This is a genomic window from Mycobacterium sp., from assembly GCF_047975165.1.
Classification (GTDB): Bacteria; Actinomycetota; Actinomycetes; order Mycobacteriales; family Mycobacteriaceae; genus Mycobacterium.
The window spans coordinates 1-25,758 of sequence record NZ_JBKECZ010000030.1 but is presented as its reverse complement, the minus strand read 5'-3'; the positions used below and the strand labels follow the sequence as shown (position 1 = coordinate 25,758).

The following is a 25,758-nucleotide window of genomic DNA, read 5'->3' as shown; positions in this document are numbered from 1 at the left end:
TCGTCACATGCGCGACGCAACCGGGTGTACACGTGGTGCTGATCACCCACGTTCCGGTGGCGCCGTCTTCGTCGGTATATCGGTACACGCCGTTCATCGCCGGGGCGCCGGCGTGCGCCAATGGAGTTTCAGCGATTGCGCCCGCCGCGAGTGCGAGGGCCATTGCCGCGATGAGTGCGTTGATCCTCATGGTTTCCGCCTGTGTGACGATTGCCGGAAAGTGACGCACACTTAGCGTAAAGCTGAACGGTAGGTTAACGGAAGATGTACAGAGTGTGTTCATAGAGAATTCCTAGGCTTCTGGCCCGGTGGCTCGCCGTGCATCGCCGGCACAACGTGTGGGCAGCGGGACACGAAACGTCAGCGCGCGCCCGGTGTCCCAATGTCCACGTATCCTCTAACCCGTGACCGCCGACATCATCACGGCCATCGACGAGCTGCTGGTCGATGACGCCGACGATCTCGCCGAATGGCCCGACGCCGCCAGGTGGTCGCCCGTCGAGGGCTGGTGCGAACACCAGGGCCTGGAACCTCTCGACGCCATGCCCTACGGACCGGTACTGGCCCTGTTCGGCACCGGCCTGAGCTGGATCGGCTGTCACGGCGTCGGATGGTGGGAGGGCGATCCGGGGCTGGTGTCGGTGGCGAAGCGGATGCGGGACGACAGCGCTGACCCCAATGACTCGACGGCACTGGCCCACATCGTCGCAACGTTGTGTGAGCAGGTGGACGACTACACCGCCGTGCTCGCCGCCGAATACCGCCGCGGACGAGACGCACTCCCTGAACGACGGTAGACGCCCGCACGGACATCAACCGCGGGAATTCCTGATCGGTTCGCCGGGGACCTTGCGCCGCGCGCAGGTCACGTGTTCATCGAGCCGGTGCGGGGGTGCCTATTGCGTCAATCGTGCACGGACCGGCATACCTACAGGCCAGATGGTGCCCCCGGCAGGATTCGAACCTGCGGCCTTCTGCTCCGGAGGCAGACGCTCTATCCCCTGAGCTACGGGGGCGCACGGCATCATGGTGCGCCGTAGGGCTTGCACAAGCTCCGTCAGAGTAACGCATCCCGGCCACGGCGCGGCTGCCGGTAATGGATTCGGGGCGCGAGCACCTCAGCCAATAGGATGAACGCTCGTGACCCCCGCTGACCTCGCCGAGCTGCTTGGAATCACCGCCGCGGCGGTGCTGGCCGAGCATGGCCTCGACGTGTCCGCGTTGCCGCAGACGGTCACGGTAGAACGCCCGCGCAGCCCCGAACACGGCGAGTACGCCACCAACCTGGCATTGCAACTGGGCAAGAAGGTCGGTGCGAATCCGCGCGAACTGGCCGGATGGCTGGCCGAGGCGCTGGGCCGCGAGGCCGGCATCGCTTCGGCGGAGGTGGCCGGGCCCGGCTTCGTCAACCTGCGCCTGGAGACTTCGGCACAGGCCAAGATCGTCGACGACGTCCTGGACGCCGGGGCCGCCTACGGCCACGCCGGGACCCTGGGCGGCCGGTGTGTCAACCTGGAATTCGTCTCGGCGAACCCGACCGGCCCGATCCACATCGGCGGCACCCGATGGGCGGCGGTGGGCGACGCGCTGGGACGGCTGCTGTCCACTCAGGGGGCCGAGGTGGTGCGCGAGTACTACTTCAACGACCACGGCACCCAGATCGACCGGTTCGCCGACTCGCTGCTCGCCGCGGCCAAGGGGGACCCGACCCCCGAAGACGGCTACGCGGGCACCTACATCACCGATATCGCCGCCCAGGTGCTGGCCAAGGAGCCCGACGTGCTGAGCCTGCCCGAAGCGCAGATGCAGGAGACGTTCCGCGAGATCGGCGTCGAGCTGATGTTCGCCCACATCAAGGAATCGCTGCACGAATTCGGGACGGACTTCGATGTGTTCACCCACGAAGATTCGATGCACACCAGTGGTCGGGTGGACGAAGCTATCGCCAAACTCCGTGAAACCGGCAATATTTACGAAAAGGACGGCGCAACCTGGTTGCGCAGCAGTGCCTTTGGCGACGACAAGGACCGTGTGGTGGTCAAGAGCGACGGCCACCCGGCCTATATCGCCGGCGACCTGGCCTACTACCTGGACAAGCGGGCGCGCGGGTTCGACCTGTGCATCTACATGCTCGGCGCCGACCACCACGGCTACATCGCCCGGCTCAAGGCCGCCGCCGCCGCATTCGGCGAGGACCCGGCCACCGTCGAAGTCCTGATCGGACAGATGGTCAACCTGGTGCGCGACGGCCGGCCGATCAGGATGAGCAAGCGGGCGGGCACGGTGATCACCCTCGACGACCTGGTCGAGGCCGTCGGCGTCGACGCCGCACGCTACAGCCTCATCCGCTCCTCGGTGGACACCCCGATCGACATCGACCTGGCGCTGTGGTCCTCGGCGTCCAACGAAAACCCGGTCTACTACGTGCAATACGCGCACGCCCGGCTGTCGGCGCTGGCCCGCAGCGCTGCCGAACTGGGTCTGGTCGCCGACACCGCGCATCTGCAACTGCTCGGCCACGACAAAGAAGGTGCGCTGCTGCGCACCATCGGCGAGTTCCCGGGAGTGCTCACAACCGCGGCGGACCTGCGCGAACCGCACCGGGTCTGTCGCTACCTGGAAGACCTGGCCGGCGCCTACCACCGGTTCTACGACTCCTGCCGAGTGCTTCCGCAGGGTGACGAGCAGCCTACCGATCTGCACACCGCACGACTGGCGCTGTGCCAGGCCACCCGGCAGGTCGTCGCCAACGGATTGGCCGTCCTCGGAGTCAGTGCGCCGGAGAGAATGTGAACGTTCATCCTGCGGGACCACGCCATGCCGAAGATGCCCGGCACGGCGGCACTCCACCCCGCCCGCAGTCAACCGATGAATTGCTGCATCTGGCACCGAATGTCTGGCCGCGCAACACTACCCGAGCTGACGGCGGCGTCGTCGCGATCGCGGGTGTCGATGTTGTCGACCTGGCCCAGCGGTACGGGACACCGCTGTTCGTCCTCGATGAGGACGACTTCCGCTCCCGCTGCCGCGAGATCGCCGCCGCCTTCGGTGGGGGCGCCAATGTGCACTACGCCGCGAAGGCGTTTCTGTGCGGCGAGATCGCCCGGTGGATCGACGAAGAGGGGCTGTCGCTGGACGTGTGCACCGGCGGCGAACTCGCCGTCGCCCTGCATGCGGATTTCCCACCGCAACGGATCGCGCTGCACGGCAACAACAAATCGGTCGATGAACTGCGGGCGGCGGTGGCAGCCGGCGTCGGCCACATTGTGCTGGACTCGATGAGCGAGATCGAACGACTAGACACCATTGCCGGCGAAGCGAATCGCGTCCAGGATGTGCTGGTGCGCCTGACCGTCGGCGTGGAGGCGCACACCCACGAATTCATCGCAACCGCCCACGAAGACCAGAAGTTCGGGCTGTCGGTGGCCAGCGGCGCGGCGATGGCTGCGGTGCGCCGGGTACTGGACTCCGAGCACCTGCGCCTGGTCGGCCTGCACAGCCATATTGGTTCGCAGATCTTCGACGTCGCCGGCTTCGAAGTCGCCGCACACCGGGTGATCGGGCTGCTACGCGAGGTTGTCGCGGTATTCGGAGCCGAGCGAACGGCCCAGATCTCGACAGTCGACCTCGGTGGCGGCCTTGGTATTTCGTACCTGGCGGCCGACGACCCGCCGCCGGTCGCCGAGCTGGCCGAGAAGCTGAGCGCCATCGTGCGCACCGAATCCGCCGCGGTCGGCCTGCCGACGCCCCGGCTGGTCGTCGAACCCGGACGCGCCATCGCCGGACCGGGGACCGTGACCCTGTACCAAGTCGGCACCGTCAAGGATGTGGACGTCAGCGCTACCGCGAACCGGCGTTACATCAGCGTCGACGGCGGCATGAGCGACAACATCCGCACCGCGCTCTACGACGCGCAGTACGACGTGCGATTGGTTTCGAGGCGCAGCGATGCCTCGCCGACGGCCTGCCGCCTGGTCGGAAAGCACTGCGAAAGCGGCGACATCATCGTGCGCGACACCTGGCTGCCCGACGACATCCGGCCCGGCGACCTGGTTGCGGTGGCCGCCACCGGGGCCTACTGCTATGCGCTGTCGAGCCGGTACAACATGGTGGGTCGTCCCGCGGTGGCGGCCGCACGGGGGGGACGTTCGCGTCTGCTCCTGCGCCGCGAGACGATGGAGGACCTTTTGAGTTTGGAGGTGAGGTGACCCGTGCCCGGTGACGAAAAGGCGGTAGGGGTAGCGGTACTCGGGTTGGGTGTCGTCGGCAGGGAGGTCGTGCGCATCATCGAGTGCAGTTCCGACGATCTCGCCGGCCGCATCGGCGCACCGCTGGTGCTGCGCGGAGTTGGTGTGCGCCGGGTGGGCACCGACCGCGGGGTGCCGATCGAGTTGCTCACCGACGACATCGAGGAACTCGTGACGCGAGACGACGTCGACGTCGTCGTCGAGGTGATGGGACCGGTCGAACCGGCGCGCAAGGCCATCCTGGCGGCGCTGGCGCGCGGCAAGTCGGTCGTCACAGCCAACAAGGCGTTGTTGTCCACGTCTTCGGGCGAATTGGCCGCCGCCGCCGAGAGAGAATCGGTCGACCTCTACTTCGAGGCTGCCGTTGCCGGCGCGATCCCGGTGATCCGTCCGCTGACCCAGTCGCTGGCCGGGGACACGGTGTTGCGGGTTGCCGGGATCGTCAACGGCACCACCAACTACATCCTTTCGGAGATGGGCAGCACCGGCGCCGACTACCACACCGCACTGGCCGACGCGAGCGCGCTCGGCTATGCCGAAGCGGATCCGACGGCCGACGTCGAAGGCTACGACGCCGCGGCCAAAGCCGCCATCCTGGCGTCCATCGCCTTCCATACCCGGGTGACCGCCGACGACGTGTACCGCGAGGGCATCACCAACATCACGCCGGAGGACTTCCAATCGGCGCGTTCGCTGAACTGCACCATAAAACTGCTGTCGATTTGTGAGCGGATAACCACTGACGAAGGGCAGCAACGGGTTTCGGCCCGGGTGTATCCCGCGCTGGTTCCGCTGTCGCATCCGTTGGCCACCGTCAACGGCGCGTTCAACGCGGTGGTGGTGGAGGCCGATGCGGCCGGGCGGCTGATGTTCTACGGCCAGGGGGCCGGTGGTGCGCCAACGGCGTCCGCGGTCACCGGCGACCTCGTGATGGCGGCACGCAACCGGGTGCTCGGCAGCCGCGGACCCCGCGAGTCCAAATACGCGCAGTTACCGGTTGCGCCGATGGGAGTCATCGAAACCCGCTACTACGTCAACATGAACGTTGCGGACAAACCCGGGGTGTTGTCCGCGGTGGCGGCCGAATTCGCCAAGCATGAGGTGAGTATCGCCGAGGTGCGCCAGGAGGGTGTCGCCGACGAGGGCGGTCGGCCGACGGGCGCCAGGATCGTGGTGGTCACCCACCGGGCGACCGACGCCGCGCTCTCCAAAACCGTTGAAGCACTGGCCGAACTGGACGCCGTACAGCGCGTGACCAGCGTGCTGCGGCTGGAAGGAACGGACCTGTGAGTGACTTCCCGACCGCGGTCCACCGGCCCTGGCCGGGGCTGATCGCGGCGTACCGGCACCGGCTGCCGGTCGGCGACGATTGGACCCCGGTCACGCTGCTCGAAGGCGGCACACCGCTGATCGCCGCGCCCCGGTTGTCGGAGAAAACCGGTTGCACCATCTACCTGAAGGTGGAGGGACTCAATCCCACCGGCTCCTTCAAAGACCGGGGCATGACGATGGCGGTCACCGATGCCCTGGCCCGGGGCCAGCAGGCGGTGCTGTGCGCGTCGACCGGAAACACCTCGGCGTCGGCGGCGGCCTACGCCGCCCGCGCCGGCATCACCTGCGCGGTCCTGATTCCGCAGGGCAAGATCGCCATGGGCAAGCTGGCCCAGGCGGTGATGCACGGGGCCAAGATCATCCAGATCGACGGCAACTTCGACGACTGCCTGGAGCTGGCACGGAAGATGACCGCCGATTTCCCGACGATCTCCCTGGTCAACTCGGTCAACCCGGTGCGCATCGAAGGACAGAAGACCGCGGCGTTCGAGATCGTCGATGCCCTCGGTAGGGCACCGGATGTCCATGCCCTGCCGGTCGGCAACGCGGGCAACATCACCGCCTACTGGAAGGGCTACACCGAATATCACCGGGACGGCGTGATCGACAAGCTGCCGCGGATGCTCGGCACCCAGGCGGCCGGCGCCGCACCCCTGGTGCGTGGCAAGCCGGTGCTCAACCCCGAGACCATTGCCACCGCCATCCGCATCGGGGCACCCGCGTCATGGAATCAGGCTGTCGAGGCGCAGCAGCAGTCCGCCGGACGTTTCCTGGCCGCGACCGACGAGGAGATCCTGGCCGCCTACCACCTGGTGGCCAGCCTCGAAGGCGTCTTCGTAGAGCCGGCGTCGGCGGCCAGCATCGCGGGCCTGCTCAAGGCCGTCGACGACTGGTGGGTGACTCCGGGGTCGACGGTGGTGTGCACCGTGACGGGCAACGGCCTCAAGGATCCCGACACCGCACTGCGCGATATGCCGGAAGTCTCCGCGCTGCCGGTCGATCCGGTTCGCGTGGTCGAGCAGTTGGGGCTCGGGTAGCGGTGACCCGCAGGCTGCCCGCCGGGCTGAGGGCCAGTGCCGTGGTGTCGGCGTCCAGCGCCAACCTGGGGCCGGGTTTCGACAGCATCGGCCTGGCGCTGCGGATGTGCGACGAGATCGTGGTCGAGACGACGGATTCCGGTCTGGTGGTGACGGTCGACGGTGAGGGTGCCGGCCAGGTGCCGCTGGGGCCAGAGCACCTGGTGGTGCGTGCCATCGAACGCGGCCTGCGGGCGGCCGGGGTCGGTGCGCCGGGCCTGGCCGTGCGCTGCCGCAACGACATTCCGCATTCGCGGGGCCTGGGCTCTTCGGCCGCTGCGGTGGTCAGCGGCCTTGCCGTGGTCAACGGGCTTGTCACGCAAGCCGATTGCCCAGCATTCAGCGACCGCGAGTTGATCCAGTTGGCTTCGGAGTTCGAAGGTCACCCCGACAATGCCGCAGCTGCTGTACTGGGCGGCGCGGTGGTTTCCTGGGCCGAGGGCGACGGTGGCGGCGGCCCGCCGGGTTACTTTGCGGTCCCGCTTGGCCTGCACCCCGGCATCCACCTGTTCGTCGCGATTCCCGAAGAACGGTCGTCCACGGCCGAGACCCGAGTGTTGTTGCCCGCCAAGGTCAGTCACGAGGATGCGCGGTTCAACCTCAGCCGCGCCGCGTTGTTGGTGGTCGCGCTGACCCAGCGTCCGGAACTGCTGCTGGCAGCCACGCAGGACGTACTTCATCAGCCGCAGCGTGCGCCGGCAATGCCGGCGACGGCGGAATATGTGCGGCTGTTGCGTTACCACGGCGTGGCCGCCGCCCTTTCCGGCGCCGGACCGGCGCTGATCGCGATTGGTACCGAACCCCAGCTACCGGCGGAGGCCATGGAGTACGGAGCGGCGAACGGATTCGTCGTAAAGAAGATGGCGGTGGGCGACGGAGCTAGCTGGAGGCCGGGAGACGCGGTCCCGGGGTGATTTGCGCGGCGTCGGCGCGTGTTCTTGCTTCCCGTCGGGAAGCGGGCTATTGTCGGACCCGTCCAGCAATCGCGACACCTGCATATGCATTAACGCCGCCTTAGCGCTGGGACAACTACCAATTCTTCTCGTGAACGAAGTTCGTCGGTTGGTGCCGAACCGGGGGGTCATCGTTTCAGGGTCGATGAGTCGGGTGTAGCGGGCGGGTTGCCTGAATATTCGTCCGACTGCAGGAATTCCCGTTCGAAATACTCAACGGGGCAGGAAAGGAAATCCGTGGCCGATACGGACCTCATCACGGTTGACGAAAGCGCTCACAGCAGCCAGCTTTCGAAAACCGCGACCGAAGACTCTCCCGGCGGTTCAGCCGTCAGGACCAATGCACCGTCGCGTGCGCTGGACACCATGGTGCTGCCCGAATTGCGGGTTCTGGCCAACCGGGCCGGTGTCAAAGGCGCGTCGGCAATGCGCAAGAGCGACCTGATCATAGCTATTGAAGAAAGCCGCGGACGGGCCAATGGAACGACCCCGTCGGTGGGCAAGGTGGACGTAGTGGAAAACGGGAACAAGGCGGGCGCTGTCGACACAGATGCGGCAGACAAGGCCGGCAAGGCCGACGGGGCGGGCCGAGCCGCGCAGGACGCGTCCGTGGCCGGCGTCCAGGCTCGAAAGGATGCTCCGGCGCCGGCGACCAGACACCAGTCCGCGGGACCGGGCTCGTCCGACGATTCCTCTGCCGCGGAGGGCGCCAAGGACGGCGCCAAGGACGGCGCAGCAGGGGGCGGATCGAAGACCGACAAGACCCAGCAGGGCGAGAGCGCGAAGAAGAAGAAGAAGAACGACGAGAACGCCGAGGGATCCACCGGCTCCGCCGGCGACCAGGGAGACGACCAGGCCGGCGGCGGTCAGCAGCGCGCCGACGACGACGGCGACCGCCAGGGCAGGCGGGGACGCCGCTTCCGCGACCGCAGGCGCCGCGGCGAACGGGCGGGCGAGGGCGGCGAGTCCGAACTTCGCGAGGACGACGTTGTCCAGCCGGTGGCCGGCATTCTCGACGTACTGGACAACTACGCGTTCGTCCGCACGTCGGGGTATCTGGCGGGTCCGCAGGACGTCTATGTGTCGATGAACATGGTGCGCAAGAACGGCTTGCGCCGCGGCGACGCGGTGACCGGTGCCGTCCGGGTACCCCGGGAGGGGGAGGGCGGCGAGAAGAACCCGCGGCAGAAGTTCAACCCGCTGGTTCGGCTGGACACCATCAACGGCGGATCGGTCGAAGACGCCAAGAAGCGGGCCGACTTCACCAAGCTCACACCGCTCTACCCGAATCAGCGGCTGCGGCTGGAGACCACTCCTGACCGTCTCACCACCCGTGTGATCGACCTCATCATGCCGATCGGCAAAGGCCAGCGCGCGCTCATCGTCTCGCCGCCCAAGGCCGGCAAGACGACGATTCTGCAGGATATCGCCAACGCGATCACCCGCAACAACCCCGAATGCCACCTGATGGTCGTCCTGGTCGACGAGCGGCCCGAAGAGGTCACCGACATGCAGCGCTCGGTGAAGGGGGAGGTCATCGCCTCGACGTTCGACCGGCCGCCGTCGGATCACACCTCGGTAGCCGAGCTGGCCATCGAACGTGCCAAGCGTCTGGTGGAGCAGGGCAAGGATGTCGTGGTGCTGCTCGACTCGATCACCAGGCTGGGTCGGGCGTACAACAACGCTTCGCCGGCGTCGGGCCGGATCCTGTCCGGCGGTGTCGACTCGACCGCGCTGTACCCGCCCAAGCGTTTCCTGGGTGCGGCTCGCAATATCGAAGAAGGCGGATCGCTGACGATCATCGCCACCGCGATGGTGGAGACCGGATCGACCGGCGACACCGTCATCTTCGAGGAGTTCAAGGGCACCGGCAACGCAGAGCTCAAGCTGGACCGCAAGATCTCCGAACGACGGGTGTTCCCCGCTGTCGACGTGAACCCCTCGGGCACCCGCAAGGACGAGTTGCTGCTTTCGCCCGACGAGTTCTCCATCGTGCACAAGCTGCGGCGCGTCCTGTCGGGTCTGGACTCCCACCAGGCGATCGACTTGCTGATGTCCCAGCTGCGCAAGACGAAGACCAACTACGAATTCCTGGTGCAGGTGTCCAAGACGACCCCGGGCGGTATGGACGACGACTGAGGAAGGTGCGCGGCGCAAGGCGTCGGGCCCCTGACGCCGGGGCCCGGGCGCAGGCGTCGGAGCGCGGGGAATGCGCGGGTGCCGCCCGGTGTTTGGGCTGGTGGTGGTCGGGCTGGCATAATCGAGCTTCGACTTCGCGCCGGACCGTCGCGTTCGCACCGAAACGGCACCGGCTGCAGACGAACAGCAAACGATCGAAGAGGACAGCATGAAGACCGACATTCATCCGGGCTACGAGGAGACCACCGTGGTCTGCGGGTGCGGGAATAGTTTCCAGACCCGCAGCACCAAGCCCGGTGGCCGTATCGTGGCCGAGGTCTGCTCGCAGTGTCACCCGTTCTACACCGGTAAGCAGAAGATTCTGGACAGCGGTGGCCGGGTGGCCCGATTCGAGCGGCGCTACGGCAAGCGCAAGACCGGAGCCGAGCAAGCCGACAAATAGCCGGCCTACCGACGCCCGAACTGTGCATCGCGCGCACAGGCCGGGCGTCGGTTCGTGTGCGGGCGGGTGGAGCCGATGGCGGGGGTAGCACTCGCGCCGACGGATCCGCGTCGCGACTCGCCTTGAGGGAGGTGTGGCCATGGCTGAGCCGGTGCAGACGATCGACGTTCTGCTCGCCGAGCATGCCGAGCTCGAGAAAGCGCTGGCAGACCCCGAACTGCACAGCAGGCCCGCCGACGCGCGCAAGGCCGGACGGCGGTTCGCCCGGCTGGCCCCGATCGTTGCGACGCACCGCAACCTGGTGTCGGCGCGCGAAGACTTGGAAACCGCCCGCGAGTTGGTGGCCGACGACGCGTCGTTCGGCGACGAGGTCACCGAGTTGGAGGCCCGGGTCGCCGAATTGGACACCCAGCTGACAGACATGCTGGCCCCGCGCGATCCGCACGACGCCGATGACGTCGTGCTGGAGGTCAAGTCCGGCGAGGGCGGCGAGGAATCCGCGTTGTTCGCCGCCGACCTGGCCAGGATGTACCTTCGCTACGCCGAACGGCATGGCTGGTCGGTGACGGTGCTGGGTGAGACCACTTCCGATCTCGGTGGTTACAAGGACGCGACGCTGGCCATCACCGGTAAGGGCGACAGTGCCGACGGGGTGTGGTCACGGTTGAAATTCGAGGGCGGAGTGCACCGGGTCCAACGGGTGCCGGTAACCGAATCCCAAGGGCGCGTGCATACTTCTGCTGCCGGCGTGCTGGTCTATCCCGAACCCGAAGAGGTAGGCGAGGTGCAGATCGACGAGTCGGATCTGCGCATCGACGTATACCGGTCGTCGGGCAAGGGCGGCCAGGGCGTCAACACCACAGACTCCGCGGTGCGGATCACCCACGTCCCCACGGGCATCGTCGTCACCTGCCAGAACGAGCGGTCGCAATTGCAGAACAAGACTCGCGCGCTGCAGGTACTGGCCGCCCGACTGCAGGCCCTGGCCGAGGAGCAGGCCCTGGCCGACGCCTCGGCCGATCGGGCCAGCCAGATTCGCACGGTGGACCGCAGCGAGCGCATCCGGACCTATAACTTCCCGGAGAACCGGATCGCCGATCACCGAATCGGTTTCAAGTCCCACAATCTCGACCAGGTTCTCGACGGCGACCTGGACGCACTTTTCGATGCGTTGCGCGAGGCCGACAAGCAGTCCCGGCTGCAACAGCCGACATGACCCTCCGGCGAAACTGCGCGACCGAGGCGCCGACGGGGACACCGGCCGGCCGCTCCGGACTGCGCCAGGCGATCGACTCGGCCGCGGCGGTGCTGGCCGAATCGGGTATCGGCTCGGCGCGCAGCGATGCCGAACAGTTGGCCGCCCACCTGTCGGGCACCGACCGCGGACATCTGGCGATGCTCGATCCCCCGGGAGAAGAGTTCTTCGGCCGCTACCGAACTGCGGTCGCCGCCCGGGCGCGCCGGGTTCCGTTGCAGCATCTCATCGGAACCGCGGCATTCGGTCCGGTCCTGTTGGATGTCGGCCCGGGTGTGTTCATCCCGCGTCCGGAGACCGAAGCAATGTTGGAATGGGCTGTCGCGCAGCCGCTTCCGGAGCATCCGGTGATCGTGGACGCCTGCACCGGCTCGGGCGCGCTGGCGGTGGCGCTGTCCCGGCGCTGGCCCGCCGCCCGGGTAGTCGGAATCGATGACTCCAAAACGGCGCTGGCCTATGCGCGCCGCAATGCCGCGGGCCGGGTGGAATTGGTGCGGGCGGACATCGGTGCGCCCGGCCTGTTGCCGCAGCTCGACGCGGGTGTCGACCTGTTCGTCGCGAACCCCCCGTACATCCCCGACGGGACGGCGCTGGAACCGGAGGTGGCGCAGCACGATCCGCACCATGCCCTGTTCGGCGGCCCGGACGGGATGGCGGTGGTCGCCGCGGTGATCGGGACGGCCGTGCGCTGGTTGCGCCCGGGTGGCCTGTTGGCCGTGGAACACGACGACACCGCCTCTGCCCGGACGGTCGAACTGATCAGTGACACAGGATATTTCGAAGTCGTGGTTCCTCGACGCGATCTGACCGGACGGCAGCGGTTCGTGACTGCTCGCAGATCCGGGTTTGCCGGTGAGTTCCGGTGAGTTCCGGTGAGTGAGGTGTTCGATTGCGCCGACCCGACCCGGCGGTCCCGCGGACTGACGGCAGCGGTGGATGCGCTCAAGGCCGGCCGGCTGGTCGTCATGCCGACCGACACCGTCTACGGCATCGGTGCGGATGCCTTCGACGGCTCGGCGGTCGAGGCGCTGCTGAGGGCGAAGGGCCGCGGCCGCGACATGCCCGTAGGTGTGCTCGTCGGGTCCTGGTACACCATCGAGGGGCTGGTGTACGGGTTGCCCGACGGCGCCCGCGACCTGGTCCGCGCGTTCTGGCCGGGTGCGTTGAGCCTGGTCGTGAGGCAGGCGCCGTCGCTGCACTGGGATCTCGGCGATGCGCAGGGCACCGTGATGCTGCGGATGCCGCTGCACCCGGTCGCCGTCGAACTACTGCGGGAGGTCGGGCCGATGGCGGTGTCCAGCGCCAACGTCTCCGGACAACCCGCCGCGGTGGACGCGGACGCGGCGCGCCGGCAATTCGGCGACCTGGTCGACGTCTACCTCGACGCCGGGCCGGCTGCGCAGCAGGCCGCCTCGACGATCGTCGACCTCAGCGGAGCCAGTCCCAGAATTCTGCGGGAGGGGCCGGTGAGCACGCAGCAGGTCGCCGATGTGCTCGGGGTGGATGCGTCTGGGCTGTTGGGCTGAGCCCCGCCGCCCCACGTTCCACGTTCCACGTCCCACGCCCCACGCCCCACGTTCCACGCCCCACGCCCCACGCCCCACGCCTCGGGCCCCGCCGCCCGCCGCCGCTCGCGGACCGCGGACCGCGGACTGCGGACCGCGGACTGCGGACCGCGAGCGTAACGCTGCTGCGAAATTCCCGACGGAATATCGCAACCACGTTACGCTCGCGGGTTGGCTGGGCGGCTGGGCGGCTGGGCGGCTGGGCGGCTGGTCGGCTGGGCGGCTGGGCGGCTGGGCGGCCGCTGAAGTAGGGTCTCGAGGTGTCCCGCGATGTGACCGATGTTGCCGGTGGGGTGCTGGCACTTGCTGATCGCGGCGCCGGCGTCCCGTTGCGCGAGCTTGCGCTGGTGGGTCTGACCGCCGCGATCATCACGTATTTCTCCGCCGGCCCGGTGCGGGTGCTGGCCATCCGGGTGGGGGCCATCGCCTATCCGCGAGAGCGCGATGTGCATGTGACGCCGACGCCGCGGATGGGCGGATTGGCGATGTTCTTCGGGGTACTGTCGGCGATCTTCCTGGCCTGGCAGCTGCCCGCGCTCACCCGAGGGTTCGCCTATTCGAACGGCATGCCTGCCGTGCTGGTCGCGGGGGCGGTGATCCTGGTCATCGGCCTCCTCGACGACCGTTGGGGCCTGGACGCGCTGACCAAGTTCGCCGGTCAGATCACCGCGGCCAGCGTGCTGGTCACCATGGGTGTGGCGTGGAGTGTCTTGTACATCCCGGTGGGTGGCGTCGGGACCATCGTGCTGGACCAGGCTTCGTCGATCCTGCTCACGCTCGCCCTGACCGTGTCGATCGTCAACGCGATGAACTTCGTCGACGGCCTCGACGGCCTGGCCGCCGGCCTGGGCCTGATCACGGCGCTGGCGATCTGTGTCTTCTCGGTGGGTCTGCTTCGCGACCACGGCGGCGACGTGCTCTATTATCCGCCCGCGGTGATTTCGGTGGTGTTGGCTGGCGCCTGTCTGGGGTTTCTACCGCACAACTTTCACCGTGCCCGGATCTTCATGGGCGACTCCGGTTCGATGCTGATCGGGTTGATGCTCGCGGCCGCATCGACCACGGCCGCCGGCCCGATCTCGCAGAACGCCTACGGTGCACGTGACGTGTTTGCCCTGCTGTCGCCGTTCCTTCTGGTCGTGGCGGTCATCTTCGTACCAATGCTCGATTTGCTGCTGGCGATCGTTCGGCGTACCCGAGCGGGTCGCAGTGCCTTCACCCCGGACAAAATGCACCTGCACCATCGTCTGCTGGAGATCGGGCATTCGCACCGCAGGGTGGTGCTGATCATCTACCTGTGGGTCGGCATCGTCGCCTTCGGTGCGGCCAGCACCATCTTCGTCGATCCGCGGCAAACCGGAGCGGTGATGCTGGGTGCGATCGTGGTGGCCGGTATCGCGACGGCGATTCCGTTGCTGCGACGCACCGACGACTACTGGGACGAGGACTGACCGATCGGCGAAGACGACGGGTATGGAGAGTGGCCCCGTAGGTGTTCCCGGTAGGGGACTTGCGATACGCTCTGCGAGCCACAGATGATTCGTTCGACTACTTTCTGAAACGACAATCCGGGACTGAGGTGCTGCGGTGACGACACCGACGCAGGACGCACCGTTGGTGTTTCCCGCCGTCGCGTTCCGGCCGGTCCGCTTGTTCGTCATCAGCCTGGCATTGACTGCGGCCGCGACGGCGGCGACCGCTTATATGGGGCGTCCGGCTCTCGGGGCGTTCTTCGGAGTCGGTTTGCTCCTGGGTCTACTCAACGCACTGCTGGTGCGCCGATCGGTGGAATCGATCACCTCTCGTGAGCATCCGCTGAAAAGTTCGATGGCGATCAACTCGGCGTCGCGGATCGCCGTCATCACCGTTTTGGCGCTCGCCATCGCGTTCTATTTCCGCCCCGAGGGTTTGGGCGTGTTGTTCGGGCTGGCAATCTTCCAGGTGCTGCTGGTTGTCGCCACCGCACTGCCGGTCTGGAAGAAGCTGCGAACCGGGGACCCCGACGGAGCCTCGGCAGACGGGGACGGCAGAGTATTGACCGGATCGGAAGGGACGGAAGGGAGGAGCGCCAGCGATGATTGAGTCGATCCTGGCCGCCGAGATCGAGGTCGGCGAGCACCACACCGCCACCTGGCTCGGGATGACCGTCAACACCGACACCGTTCTTTCGACCGCGATCGCGGGGGCGATCGTCATCGCGCTGGCGTTCTTTCTGAAGTCCAAGATCACTTCCACCGGCGTGCCGGGCGGAGTGCAGTTGTTCTTCGAGGCGATCACCATTCAGATGCGGAGCCAGGTGGAGACCGCCATCGGGATGCGGGTCGCACCGTTCGTGCTGCCGCTGGCGGTGGCGCTCTTCGTGTTCATTCTCATCTCGAACTGGCTGTCGGTGCTGCCGTTGCAATACACCGACCGCGAGGGCAAGACCACCGAACTGCTCTCCTCGGCGGCGGCCGACATCAACTACGTGCTGGCGCTGGCCGCGTTCGTCTTCGTCTGCTACCACGCGGCCGGGATCTGGCGTCGCGGCATCATCGGCCACCCCGTCAAGCTACTGAAGGGGCATGTTGCGATCCTGGCGCCGATCAACATTGTCGAGGAGCTCGCGAAGCCGATTTCGTTGTCGCTCCGACTTTTCGGCAACATTTTCGCCGGCGGCATCCTGGTCGCGCTGATCGCGCTCTTTCCGCCATACGTGATGTGGCTGCCGAACGCGATCTGGAAGTCATTCGACCTGTTCGTCGGCGCCATCCAGGCGTTCATCTTCTCGTTGCTGACGGTCCTGTATTTCAGCCAGGCCATGGAACTGGAAGAAGACCACCACTAACAACCCCGGTAAACCGCTAGCAGAGTTATCAAGGAGGATAAGAAATGGACCCCACTATCGCGGCCGGCGCCCTCATCGGGGGCGGAATGATCATGGCGGGTGGCGCTATCGGCGCGGGTATCGGTGACGGTATTGCCGGTAACGCACTGATCTCCGGTGTCGCCCGGCAGCCCGAGGCACAGGGACGGCTGTTTACGCCGTTCTTCATCACGGTCGGTCTGGTCGAAGCGGCCTACTTCATCAACCTGGCGTTCATGGCGCTCTTCGTCTTCGCGACGCCCGTCAAGTAATTCGCTGTGATGGGTGACCCGAACGTGGTTGTCCTGGCCTGGAGCCAGGTGACTCAGGCGGCCGAGGAAGGCGGTGGGACCAGCAACTTCCTGGTCCCCAACGGCACGTTTTTCTTCGTGCTGGCCATCTTCCTGGCGGTTCTGGCGGTCATCGGAACCTTCGTCGTGCCGCCGATCGTCAAGGTACTGCGGGACCGTGACGCCATGGTCGCCAAGACCCAGGCCGATGACAAGGAATCGGCCGAGCAGTTCGCTGCCGCCGACGCCGACTACGAAGCGGCGTTGAAGGACGCCCGCGTCCAGGCGTCGTCGTCGCGGGACAACGCCCGGGCAGAGGGTCGTAAAACCGTCGACGACGCGCGGGCCGGTGCCGAACGGCACGTCGCAGAGGAATTGGCGCGCGCCAACGAGCAGTTGAAGCGGGAACGCGACGCTGTGGACCTCGACCTGCGTGCCAACGTCGGCGACCTGTCGGCCAAGCTGGCCAGCCGGATCCTGGGCGTCGACATCGGATCCGCACCTGCAATCTCGGAAAAGGCCAGGTAGCCGTCACATGTCGACATTCATCGGACAGCTGATCGGTTTCGGCGCCATCGTGTTCCTTCTGTGGCGGTACGTGGTGCCGCCGGTGCGCAACCTGATGACCGCGAGGCAGGAAGCAGTGCGCAAACAATTGAGCGACGCCGAAGCTGCGGCCGCGCGACTTGCGGAATCGGCATCGGCGCACACCAAGGCCGTCGTCGCCGCGAAGGACGAGGCGCAGCGTCTCATCGAGGAAGGTGAGACCGATGCCCAACGCATCGAGGAGCAGATGCGCGTGCAAGCCGGAGTCGATGCCGAACGTGTCAAAGCCCAGGGTACCCGGCAGGCGGGCCTGCTGCGCGCACAGTTGACTCGGCAGCTCCGTTTCGAGCTCGGGCAGGAATCCGTACGTCAGGCAGGCGATTTGGTCCGCGACTACGTGGCCGACCCGGCACAGCGGTCGAGCACCGTCGATCGTTTCCTCGATGAACTCGACACCATGGCGCCAGAGGCCGTCGAGGTCGAATACGGCCTGTTGGCCACAATGCGCTCCGCGAGCCGGCTGGCGTTGGGCAACGTCGGGGAGCAGTTCACATCCCTGGCGTCGGGTCTGGACGACAGTGGTTTGACCCGTCTTGCCGGCGAGTTGGCTTCGGTGGCCAAGCTGTTGGCCGGCAACACGGTGGTCACCCGGTATCTCACGGTGCCTTCCGACGATGCGGCGCCGCGGGTGCGATTGGTCGAACGGCTTCTGTCGGACAAGGTCGGCGGCCCGGCTCTCGAGGTCGTGCGCGCCGCGGTTTCACAGCGCTGGTCGGCGAACAACGATCTACTCGAGGCAATCGAACACGTGTCGCGTCAAGCCCTGCTTCAGGTCGCGGAAAACGACGGAACAGTCGACGAGGTGGAAGATCAGCTGTTCCGATTCTCGCGAGTTCTCGATGCGCAGCCGCACCTGGCCACCTTGCTGGGCAACCGCCGGACCCCGGCGGACGGTCGGGTCAGCCTGCTGCGCAAGGTCCTGGAGGGTTCGAGCGGCAAAGTCAACCCGGTGGCGCAGGCCCTGCTGGTCCAAACGGTCGAGTTGTTGCGGGGCCAGCCGACGCAGGAAGCCGTACTTCTGCTGGCCGAGGGCGCCGTTGCCCGGCGTGGCGAGATCGTGGCTCAGGTGAGCGCCGCTGCTCCGCTGAGCGACGCCCAGCGCACCCGTCTCAGCACAGTCCTGGCCCGTATTTATGGGCACCCCGTTGCCGTCCAGATGCATGTGGACGCCGACCTGCTCGGCGGTCTCCTGATCTCGGTGGGTGACGAGGTGATAGACGGCACGCTCAAATCACGTTTGGCCGCTGCCGAGGCCCAACTACCCGATTGACAAGTCCGACGCAAACACGAACCAGTCAGCACAAATCGAAGTAGGAAGACGAAAAGACATGGCCGAGTTGACAATCTCCGCTGATGCGATTCAGAGCGCCATCGAAGAGTACGTAGAGTCCTTCTCCGCGGAGTCCTCCCGCGAGGAGGTCGGCACCGTGGTCGACGCCGGGGACGGTATCGCGCACGTCGAGGGCCTGCCATCGGTGATGACCCAGGAGTTGCTGGAGTTCCACGGGGGGGTTCTCGGTGTCGCGCTGAACCTGGACGAGCACAGCGTCGGTGCGGTGATCCTGGGCGACTTCGAACACCTCGAAGAGGGTCAGCAGGTCAAGCGCACCGGGGAGGTCCTTTCCGTCCCGGTGGGGGATGCGTTCCTGGGACGCGTGGTCAACCCGCTGGGGCAACCGATCGACGGGGGCGGCGATATCGAAGCCGAGACCCGGCGTGCGCTGGAGTTGCAGGCACCCTCGGTGGTGGAGCGCCAAAGCGTGAAAGAGCCGCTGCAGACCGGCGTCAAGGCCGTCGACGCGATGACCCCGATCGGGCGAGGCCAGCGGCAGCTGATCATCGGCGACCGCAAGACCGGCAAGACGGCGCTGTGCGTCGACACGATCCTCAACCAGCGACAGAACTGGGAGTCCGGCGACGTCGACAAGCAGGTGCGCTGCGTGTACGTGGCCGTCGGCCAGAAGGGCACCACCATCGCCTCGGTTCGGCGCGCGCTCGACGAGGGCGGCGCGATGGACTACACCACCATCGTGGCGGCGCCGGCGTCCGACTCGGCCGGCTTCAAATGGCTTGCGCCGTACACGGGTTCGGCGATCGCCCAGCACTGGATGTACGATGGCAAGCACGTGCTGATCGTCTTCGACGACCTGACCAAGCAGGCCGAGGCGTACCGCGCCATTTCCCTGCTGCTGCGCCGACCGCCCGGCCGCGAGGCCTATCCCGGCGACGTGTTCTACCTGCACTCGCGGCTGCTCGAGCGTTGCGCCAAACTGTCCGCCGAACTCGGTGGCGGTTCGATGACCGGCCTGCCGATCATCGAGACCAAGGCCAACGACATCTCGGCCTACATCCCGACCAACGTCATCTCGATCACCGACGGTCAGTGCTTCCTGGAGACCGACCTGTTCAACCAGGGCGTGCGGCCCGCCATCAACGTTGGAGTCTCGGTGTCCCGCGTCGGGGGAGCCGCACAGATCAAGGCCATGAAAGAGGTTGCGGGAAGCCTTCGTCTGGACCTGTCCCAGTACCGCGAACTGGAGGCCTTCGCCGCATTCGCCTCCGACCTGGACGCCACGTCAAAGGCGCAACTGGAGCGCGGCGAACGCTTGGTCGAACTGCTCAAGCAGCCGCAGTTCCAGCCGATGCCGGTTGAGGAGCAGGTGATTTCGATCTTCCTGGGCACCGGTGGGCACCTGGACTCGGTGCCGGTGGCCGATGTCCGTCGGTTCGAGACCGAACTTCTGGATCACATGCGGGGATCGGAAGCGAAATTCCTGGAGGGTATTCGTACCACCCAGAAGCTCGGTGACGACGAAGAGCAGCAGCTCACTGCCATCATCAACAAGTTCAAGAAGGGCTTCGCGGCCAGCGACGGCGGTTCGGTGGTGCCCGACGAGCACGTCGAGGCGATGGACGAAGAGGATGTCGGCAAGGAGACCGTGCACGTCAAAAAGGAAAAGCCCAAGAAACCTGCGAAAAAGAAGTAGCGGACAATGGCTGCCACACTTCGTGAACTACGTGGGCGGATCCGCTCGGCAGGGTCGATCAAGAAGATCACCAAGGCCCAGGAGCTGATCGCCACCTCGCGCATCGGCAAGGCGCAGACCCGGCTGCAATCGGCACGGCCGTACGCGGCTCAAATCACGTCGATGCTGACCACCCTGTCCGCCGAGGCCGCTCTGGATCATCCCTTGCTGGTCGAGCGGGAGAATCCGACGCGGGCCGGTGTCCTGGTGGTCTCCTCCGACCGCGGTTTGTGCGGTGGATACAACTCCAACATCTTCCGCCTCTCCGAGGAACTCTTCTCGCTGCTGCGGGACGAAGGAAAGACACCCGTGCTGTACACGGTGGGTCGAAAAGCACAGAACTACTTCAAGTTCCGCAACTGGGACATCACCGAAGCGTGGACGGGCTTCTCCGAGCAACCCAAGTACGAGGACGCGGCGATGATCGGCTCGACCTTGGTGGAGACCTTTTTGGCCGACACCGACGACGCGACGGTCGCAGGCGGACCGGGTGTCGACGAATTGCACGTCGTCTACACCGAGTTCAAGTCGATGATGTCGCAGACGGCGGTGGCCCACCGGATGGCGCCGATGGTGATCGAATACGTCGAAGAGGACAGCGGACCAACCACGCTCTACTCTTTCGAGCCGGACGCCACCACCCTGTTCGACGCGTTGTTGCCGCGGTATCTGACCACGCGCGTATACGCGGCGCTGTTGGAGTCCGCTGCCTCGGAACTGGCCTCTCGCCAACGCGCGATGAAGTCGGCCACCGACAACGCGGACGATCTCATCAAAGTCCTGACGCTGATGGCCAACCGCGAGCGCCAGGCCCAGATCACCCAGGAGATCAGCGAAATCGTCGGTGGCGCAAATGCGCTCGCCGACGCTGCTCAGTAGGCCCCACGAGGAAGCGAAGAAGAGTATGACTGCTACAACGGAAACGTCTGCACCAGCCAAGAAGCGCTCCGAGACCAGCGGCCGGGTCGTCCGGATCACTGGGCCGGTCGTCGACGTCGAGTTCCCGCGCGGTTCCGTACCGGAACTGTTCAACGCGTTGCACGCCGACATCACCTTCGGGTCGCTGGCCAAGACCCTGACCCTGGAGGTCGCCCAGCACCTCGGCGACAACCTGGTGCGCACCATCTCGATGCAGCCCACCGACGGCCTTGTGCGCGGCGTCGAGGTCACCGACACCGGGACCTCGATCTCGGTGCCGGTGGGGGAGAAGGTCAAGGGCCACGTCTTCAACGCGCTGGGGCGCTGCCTGGACGAGCCGGGCTACGGAGAAGACTTCGAGCAGTGGTCGATCCACCGCAAGCCGCCGGCATTCGAGGACCTCGAACCTCGGACCGAGATGCTGGAGACCGGCCTCAAGGTCGTCGACCTGCTGACTCCCTACGTCCGTGGCGGCAAGATCGCACTGTTCGGCGGCGCCGGTGTGGGCAAGACGGTGCTGATCCAGGAGATGATCAACCGCATCGCCCGCAACTTCGGCGGGACCTCGGTGTTCGCCGGTGTGGGTGAGCGCACGCGCGAAGGCAACGACCTCTGGGTCGAACTCAAGGAAGCCAACGTGCTCAAGGACACCGCGCTGGTGTTCGGTCAGATGGACGAGCCGCCCGGCACCCGTATGCGGGTGGCGTTGTCGGCGCTGACCATGGCCGAATGGTTCCGCGACGAGGCCGGCCAGGACGTACTGCTGTTCATCGACAACATCTTCCGGTTCACCCAGGCCGGTTCCGAGGTGTCGACGCTGCTGGGACGCATGCCGTCCGCGGTGGGTTACCAGCCGACCCTGGCCGACGAAATGGGTGAGCTGCAGGAGCGCATCACTTCGACTCGTGGCCGGTCGATCACCTCGATGCAGGCGGTGTACGTGCCTGCCGACGACTACACCGACCCGGCTCCCGCCACCACATTCGCGCACCTGGATGCCACCACCGAACTCTCCCGGGCGGTGTTCTCCAAGGGCATCTTCCCGGCGGTGGACCCGTTGGCATCGAGCTCGACCATCCTCGACCCGGCCGTGGTCGGCGACGAGCACTACCGGGTGGCACAGGAAGTCATCCGAGTCCTGCAGCGCTACAAGGACCTTCAGGACATCATCGCGATTCTGGGTATCGACGAGCTCTCCGAGGAGGACAAGCAGCTGGTCAACCGGGCGCGACGCATCGAAAGATTCCTGTCGCAGAACATGATGGCGGCCGAACAGTTCACCGGCCAGCCGGGTTCGACCGTCCCGGTCAAGGAGACCATCGACGCGTTCGACCGCTTGTGCAAGGGGGAGTTCGACCATGTGCCTGAGCAGGCGTTCTTCCTGATCGGCGGGATCGACGACTTGGCGAAGAAGGCCGAGAGCCTCGGCGCCAAGTTGTGATGAGCCTTCTCCGGGTACGAAAGGTGGTGCGGCATGGCCGATATGACGGTTGAAATCGTTGCCGTTGACCGGAAGATCTGGTCCGGTGACGCGACCTTCCTCTTCACCCGCACCACTGCCGGTGAAATCGGAATCCTGGCCCATCACATTCCGCTGGTGGCTCAGTTGGTCGATGACGCCATGGTGCGCGTCGAGCGGGAAGGTGCCGACGACCTGCGAGTCGCGATCGACGGCGGTTTTATTTCGGTGACCGAGCAGGGTGTGACCATCCTCGCGGAGTCGGCCGAATTCGCCTCGGAGATCGACGAGGCCGCAGCCCGGCAGGATTCCGAGTCCGACGACCCGGTCGTCGCTGCTCGGGGGCGCGCCAGATTGCGCGCCGTCGGCGCGATCGACTGACTCCTACCGATGAGCGCGCCCATAGTCGCGATGGTTGCGCTCATCGCGATCCTCGGGGCCACGGTTCTGGCTTTGAGCTACCGGCTGTGGAAGTTGCGGCAGGGCGGCACGGCGGCCATCATGCGCGATGTTCCTGCCGTTGGAGGCCACGGCTGGCGGCACGGCGTGATTCGTTACCGGGGCGGTGAGGCGGCGTTCTACCGGTTGTCGAGTGTGCGGCTGTGGCCGGATCGCCGGTTGAGCAGGCGCGGGGTGGAGGTCGTGGCGCGGCGTAGCCCGCACGGCGACGAATTCGACATCATGACCGATCAGATCGCGGTGCTGGAGTTGCGTGACACTAGCCAGGAACGCCGGTTCGGTTACGAAATCGCCTTGGACAGAGGGGCTTTGACCGCATTTCAATCGTGGTTGGAGTCACGGCCGTCGCCGCGCTCCCGGCGGCCCAGGTTGTGACGGCTCGGACCGGGGTCAATCCGCTCCGGCAGTGTTACCTCCTGGCTTCCCGCCCGGTTTCCAAGGCACATCGCCGGCTGGATTGGCCAGCCGCGAAAGGATGAACAGCAGGTCGGAGAGCCGGTTCAGGTACTTCGCGGGTAGCAGGCTGACGCCATCGGGGTGTTGTTCGACTGCAGCCCAAGCGGATCGCTCCGCACGGCGGACGATGGTGCGAGCCATGTGCAGCAGCGCGGCGAGCGGTGTGCCGCCCGGCAGGATAAAGGAATTGAGCGCGTTCAGCCCTTCGTTGTGGGTGTCGCACCAGCCCTCCAGCCGATCGATGTAGGCCTGGGTGATTCGTAGCTGCGCGTGGGTGGGGTTGTCCATCGGGGGAGTCGACAGGTCGGCGCCGGCGTCGAACAGGTCGTTCTGGATCTGACGCAGAATCGCGGTGACGGCGGCGTCGGGGTTGCCCAGTGCTACCGCAACCCCGATCGCGGAGTTCGCCTCGTCGCAGTCGGCGTATGCGACCAGGCGCGAATCGGTCTTGGCGACGCGGGAGAAATCGCTCAGCCCCGTGGTGCCGTCGTCGCCGGTCCGGGTGTAGATGCGGGTCAGGTGGACTGCCATGGGCAAACGGTACCGGGACGTCGGCGCCGCTGCCGATCCGCGGTGTTGGTCGTGCGGCCGTCGGAGGCTACTAGACTGACGCGGGTGGCTGAGCGATTCGTGGTGACCGGAGGCGCCCGGTTGTCCGGCGCAGTCGCCGTCGGGGGCGCCAAGAACAGCGTGTTGAAGCTGATGGCGGCGACACTGCTGGCCGAAGGCACCAGCACGATCACCAATTGCCCCGACATCCTGGATGTGCCGCTGATGGCCGAGGTGCTACGCGGCTTGGGCGCCACGGTAGAACTCGACGGCGACAAGGCCCGGATCACCTCGCCCGACGAGCCCAAGTATGACGCCGACTTTGCTGCTGTGCGCCAATTCCGGGCGTCGGTCTGCGTGCTGGGGCCGTTGGTCGGGCGGTGCAAGCGGGCCAAGGTGGCGTTGCCGGGCGGGGATGCGATCGGATCGCGGCCCCTGGATATGCACCAGGCGGGCCTGCGGCAGTTGGGGGCGCAGTGCACTATCGAGCACGGCTGCGTGGTTGCCGAGGCGCAGACATTGCGTGGCGCAGAGATTCAGCTGGAGTTCCCGTCGGTGGGGGCAACCGAGAATATCTTGATGGCCGCGGTGATGGCCGAAGGTGTCACCGTCATTCACAACGCCGCGCGGGAACCCGATGTGGTCGATCTGTGCACGATGTTGAATCAGATGGGTGCGCGGATCCAAGGCGCGGGGTCGCCGACGATGACGATTACCGGTGTGCCGCGGCTGCATCCGACGGAGCATCGGGTGATCGGCGACCGCATCGTGGCCGCGACCTGGGGGATCGCGGCGGCGATGACGCGCGGCGATATCACGGTCACGGGCGTGGATCCCGCGCATCTGCAGCTGGTGCTGCACAAGCTGCACGATGCGGGGGCCACCGTGACCCAGTCCGACGACGGTTTCCGGATCATGCAATACGAGCGACCGAAAGCGGTCAATGTGGCGACGTTGCCGTTCCCAGGGTTTCCCACCGACCTGCAACCGATGGCTATCGCGCTGGCGTCGATCGCCGATGGCACCTCGATGATCACCGAGAATGTGTTCGAAGCCCGTTTCCGGTTCGTCGAAGAGATGATCCGGCTCGGCGCGGATGCCCGCACCGACGGCCACCACGCCGTGGTGCGCGGGCTGCCCCAGCTCTCCAGTGCGCCGGTGTGGTGTTCGGACATCCGTGCCGGCGCCGGACTGGTGCTTGCGGGCCTGGTCGCCGACGGCGACACCGAGGTACACGACGTGTTCCACATCGACCGCGGTTACCCGCTTTTCGTTGAGAACCTGGGGATTTTGGGAGCAGAGATCGAGCGGGTACAGTAGCCAAGGCCAACGCCCATAGGCGCGGTCTTCGGCAAGAAGGTCGAAAAGAAGATCGAAACCGGGCTTGACCACTCTCCGGCAATGTATTAAGCTGGCAGGGTTGCCCCGAAGAGGGGTGGCAGCAAGCGTTAAGTGTTGTTTGAGAACTCAATAGTGTGTTTGGTGTTTTGTTTGTTGTTGTTTTTTGACCGCATTCGACACCCCCCGTGTGTGGGTGCGGTCGTTTTTTCAGATGCCAGTTCATTGGTGTCTTTGTCAGGTATCTCTGATTGTGAATTCACCTCGATATCGAGGGGTTTTTGTTTGGAGAGTTTGATCCTGGCTCAGGACGAACGCTGGCGGCGTGCTTAACACATGCAAGTCGAACGGAAAGGTCTCTTCGGAGATACTCGAGTGGCGAACGGGTGAGTAACACGTGGGTAATCTGCCCTGCACATCGGGATAAGCCTGGGAAACTGGGTCTAATACCGAATAGGACCGCGGGACGCATGTCCTTGCGGTGGAAAGCTTTTGCGGTGTGGGATGGGCCCGCGGCCTATCAGCTTGTTGGTGGGGTAATGGCCTACCAAGGCGACGACGGGTAGCCGGCCTGAGAGGGTGACCGGCCACACTGGGACTGAGATACGGCCCAGACTCCTACGGGAGGCAGCAGTGGGGAATATTGCACAATGGGCGCAAGCCTGATGCAGCGACGCCGCGTGGGGGATGACGGCCTTCGGGTTGTAAACCTCTTTCACCATCGACGAAGGTTCGGGTTTTCCCGGATGGACGGTAGGTGGAGAAGAAGCACCGGCCAACTACGTGCCAGCAGCCGCGGTAAT

24 protein-coding genes, 1 tRNA gene, 1 rRNA gene and 1 pseudogene are annotated in these 25,758 nt (G+C 66.0%); 24 read left to right on the top strand and 3 right to left on the bottom strand.

The features are described 5' to 3' along the window. Window positions 1–190: pseudogene (locus ACK5M9_RS02385) on the bottom strand (hypothetical protein); the annotation flags it as partial. 214 nt (window positions 191–404) lie between these two features. Here ACK5M9_RS02385 and ACK5M9_RS02380 point away from each other — a divergent pair. Next, a complete protein-coding gene (locus ACK5M9_RS02380) occupies window positions 405–797 on the top strand; it encodes a hypothetical protein (RefSeq protein ID WP_416891605.1) in 393 nt (130 codons plus the stop codon). A 143-nt stretch (window positions 798–940) separates the two neighbouring features. On the opposite strand, the gene ACK5M9_RS02375 is transcribed toward ACK5M9_RS02380, so the two are convergent. Next, window positions 941–1,016 (bottom strand) — tRNA-Arg (locus ACK5M9_RS02375). A gap of 124 nt (window positions 1,017–1,140) precedes the next feature. Here ACK5M9_RS02375 and argS point away from each other — a divergent pair. The 21 genes from argS to ACK5M9_RS02270 all read left to right on the top strand — a co-directional run bounded on the left by argS (window position 1,141) and on the right by ACK5M9_RS02270 (window position 22,987). Continuing rightward, the gene (argS, locus tag ACK5M9_RS02370; RefSeq protein ID WP_416891604.1) at window positions 1,141–2,793 is read left to right on the top strand and encodes an arginine--tRNA ligase; all 1,653 of its coding nucleotides are present in this window, start codon (window positions 1,141–1,143) and stop codon (window positions 2,791–2,793) included. 80 nt (window positions 2,794–2,873) lie between these two features. Then, on the top strand, window positions 2,874–4,208 hold the full coding sequence (gene lysA, locus ACK5M9_RS02365; protein ID WP_416891607.1) for a diaminopimelate decarboxylase: 1,335 nt from the start codon (window positions 2,874–2,876) through the stop codon (window positions 4,206–4,208). 3 nt (window positions 4,209–4,211) lie between these two features. Continuing rightward, window positions 4,212–5,537 (top strand): homoserine dehydrogenase, encoded by a 1,326-nt coding sequence (locus tag ACK5M9_RS02360; RefSeq protein ID WP_416891603.1) that lies wholly within the window; start codon window positions 4,212–4,214, stop codon window positions 5,535–5,537. Further along, entirely contained in the window at window positions 5,534–6,616 is a 1,083-nt protein-coding gene (gene thrC / locus ACK5M9_RS02355) for a threonine synthase (RefSeq protein WP_416891602.1), read from the top strand. Before ACK5M9_RS02360 ends, thrC begins: the two co-directional genes overlap by 4 nt. A gap of 2 nt (window positions 6,617–6,618) precedes the next feature. After that, complete coding sequence (gene thrB, locus ACK5M9_RS02350; protein ID WP_416891601.1) at window positions 6,619–7,569, top strand: homoserine kinase; 951 nt, start codon at window positions 6,619–6,621, stop codon at window positions 7,567–7,569. Window positions 7,570–7,974: 405 nt separating this feature from the next. Then, window positions 7,975–9,747: a transcription termination factor Rho gene (gene rho, locus ACK5M9_RS02345; protein ID WP_416891606.1), complete on the top strand. Its 1,773-nt coding sequence runs from the start codon at window positions 7,975–7,977 to the stop codon at window positions 9,745–9,747. Between the two features lie 208 nt (window positions 9,748–9,955). Beyond that, window positions 9,956–10,189, top strand: a complete 234-nt coding sequence (gene rpmE, locus ACK5M9_RS02340; RefSeq protein ID WP_416891600.1) for a 50S ribosomal protein L31 — start codon at window positions 9,956–9,958, stop codon at window positions 10,187–10,189. Window positions 10,190–10,328: 139 nt separating this feature from the next. Continuing rightward, window positions 10,329–11,405 carry a peptide chain release factor 1 gene (prfA, locus tag ACK5M9_RS02335; protein WP_416891599.1) on the top strand — a complete coding sequence of 359 codons (1,077 nt, stop codon included), beginning with the start codon at window positions 10,329–10,331 and terminating at the stop codon, window positions 11,403–11,405. After that, window positions 11,402–12,310, top strand: a complete 909-nt coding sequence (gene prmC, locus ACK5M9_RS02330; protein ID WP_416891598.1) for a peptide chain release factor N(5)-glutamine methyltransferase — start codon at window positions 11,402–11,404, stop codon at window positions 12,308–12,310. Before prfA ends, prmC begins: the two co-directional genes overlap by 4 nt. Window positions 12,311–12,316: 6 nt before the next feature. Further along, a complete protein-coding gene (locus ACK5M9_RS02325; RefSeq protein WP_416891597.1) occupies window positions 12,317–12,970 on the top strand; it encodes an L-threonylcarbamoyladenylate synthase in 654 nt (217 codons plus the stop codon). A 299-nt stretch (window positions 12,971–13,269) separates the two neighbouring features. Continuing rightward, on the top strand, window positions 13,270–14,460 hold the full coding sequence (locus ACK5M9_RS02320) for an MraY family glycosyltransferase (RefSeq protein ID WP_416891596.1): 1,191 nt from the start codon (window positions 13,270–13,272) through the stop codon (window positions 14,458–14,460). A 136-nt stretch (window positions 14,461–14,596) separates the two neighbouring features. Next, a complete protein-coding gene (locus ACK5M9_RS02315; RefSeq protein WP_416891595.1) occupies window positions 14,597–15,091 on the top strand; it encodes an ATP synthase subunit I in 495 nt (164 codons plus the stop codon). Next, a complete protein-coding gene (gene atpB, locus ACK5M9_RS02310) occupies window positions 15,084–15,836 on the top strand; it encodes a F0F1 ATP synthase subunit A (RefSeq protein ID WP_416891594.1) in 753 nt (250 codons plus the stop codon). The genes ACK5M9_RS02315 and atpB overlap by 8 nt, the downstream gene beginning before the upstream one ends. A 44-nt stretch (window positions 15,837–15,880) precedes the next feature. Then, entirely contained in the window at window positions 15,881–16,126 is a 246-nt protein-coding gene (locus tag ACK5M9_RS02305) for a F0F1 ATP synthase subunit C (protein ID WP_416891593.1), read from the top strand. 9 nt (window positions 16,127–16,135) lie between these two features. After that, window positions 16,136–16,672 (top strand): F0F1 ATP synthase subunit B, encoded by a 537-nt coding sequence (locus tag ACK5M9_RS02300; RefSeq protein ID WP_416891592.1) that lies wholly within the window; start codon window positions 16,136–16,138, stop codon window positions 16,670–16,672. 7 nt (window positions 16,673–16,679) lie between these two features. Further along, window positions 16,680–18,020: a F0F1 ATP synthase subunit B/delta gene (locus tag ACK5M9_RS02295; RefSeq protein ID WP_416891591.1), complete on the top strand. Its 1,341-nt coding sequence runs from the start codon at window positions 16,680–16,682 to the stop codon at window positions 18,018–18,020. Window positions 18,021–18,078: 58 nt separating this feature from the next. Beyond that, window positions 18,079–19,737, top strand: a complete 1,659-nt coding sequence (gene atpA / locus ACK5M9_RS02290) for a F0F1 ATP synthase subunit alpha (RefSeq protein WP_416891590.1) — start codon at window positions 18,079–18,081, stop codon at window positions 19,735–19,737. A 6-nt stretch (window positions 19,738–19,743) separates the two neighbouring features. Next, complete coding sequence (locus ACK5M9_RS02285; protein ID WP_416891589.1) at window positions 19,744–20,655, top strand: F0F1 ATP synthase subunit gamma; 912 nt, start codon at window positions 19,744–19,746, stop codon at window positions 20,653–20,655. Between the two features lie 25 nt (window positions 20,656–20,680). Next, window positions 20,681–22,135 carry a F0F1 ATP synthase subunit beta gene (gene atpD, locus ACK5M9_RS02280; RefSeq protein WP_416891588.1) on the top strand — a complete coding sequence of 485 codons (1,455 nt, stop codon included), beginning with the start codon at window positions 20,681–20,683 and terminating at the stop codon, window positions 22,133–22,135. Window positions 22,136–22,168: 33 nt separating this feature from the next. Next, window positions 22,169–22,534 carry a F0F1 ATP synthase subunit epsilon gene (locus tag ACK5M9_RS02275; RefSeq protein ID WP_416891587.1) on the top strand — a complete coding sequence of 122 codons (366 nt, stop codon included), beginning with the start codon at window positions 22,169–22,171 and terminating at the stop codon, window positions 22,532–22,534. Window positions 22,535–22,543: 9 nt separating this feature from the next. Beyond that, window positions 22,544–22,987: a DUF2550 domain-containing protein gene (locus ACK5M9_RS02270; RefSeq protein WP_416891586.1), complete on the top strand. Its 444-nt coding sequence runs from the start codon at window positions 22,544–22,546 to the stop codon at window positions 22,985–22,987. Window positions 22,988–23,002: 15 nt separating this feature from the next. On the opposite strand, the gene ACK5M9_RS02265 is transcribed toward ACK5M9_RS02270, so the two are convergent. Next, window positions 23,003–23,599, bottom strand: a complete 597-nt coding sequence (locus ACK5M9_RS02265) for a cob(I)yrinic acid a,c-diamide adenosyltransferase (protein ID WP_416891585.1) — start codon at window positions 23,597–23,599, stop codon at window positions 23,003–23,005. A gap of 84 nt (window positions 23,600–23,683) precedes the next feature. Between ACK5M9_RS02265 and murA the strand changes: the two genes are divergently transcribed. Both murA and ACK5M9_RS02255 read left to right on the top strand, forming a co-directional pair. Then, window positions 23,684–24,937, top strand: coding sequence for a UDP-N-acetylglucosamine 1-carboxyvinyltransferase (gene murA / locus ACK5M9_RS02260; protein ID WP_416891584.1), 1,254 nt, complete (start codon window positions 23,684–23,686; stop codon window positions 24,935–24,937). A gap of 300 nt (window positions 24,938–25,237) precedes the next feature. Further along, a 16S ribosomal RNA gene (locus tag ACK5M9_RS02255) occupies window positions 25,238–25,758 on the top strand; the annotation flags it as partial.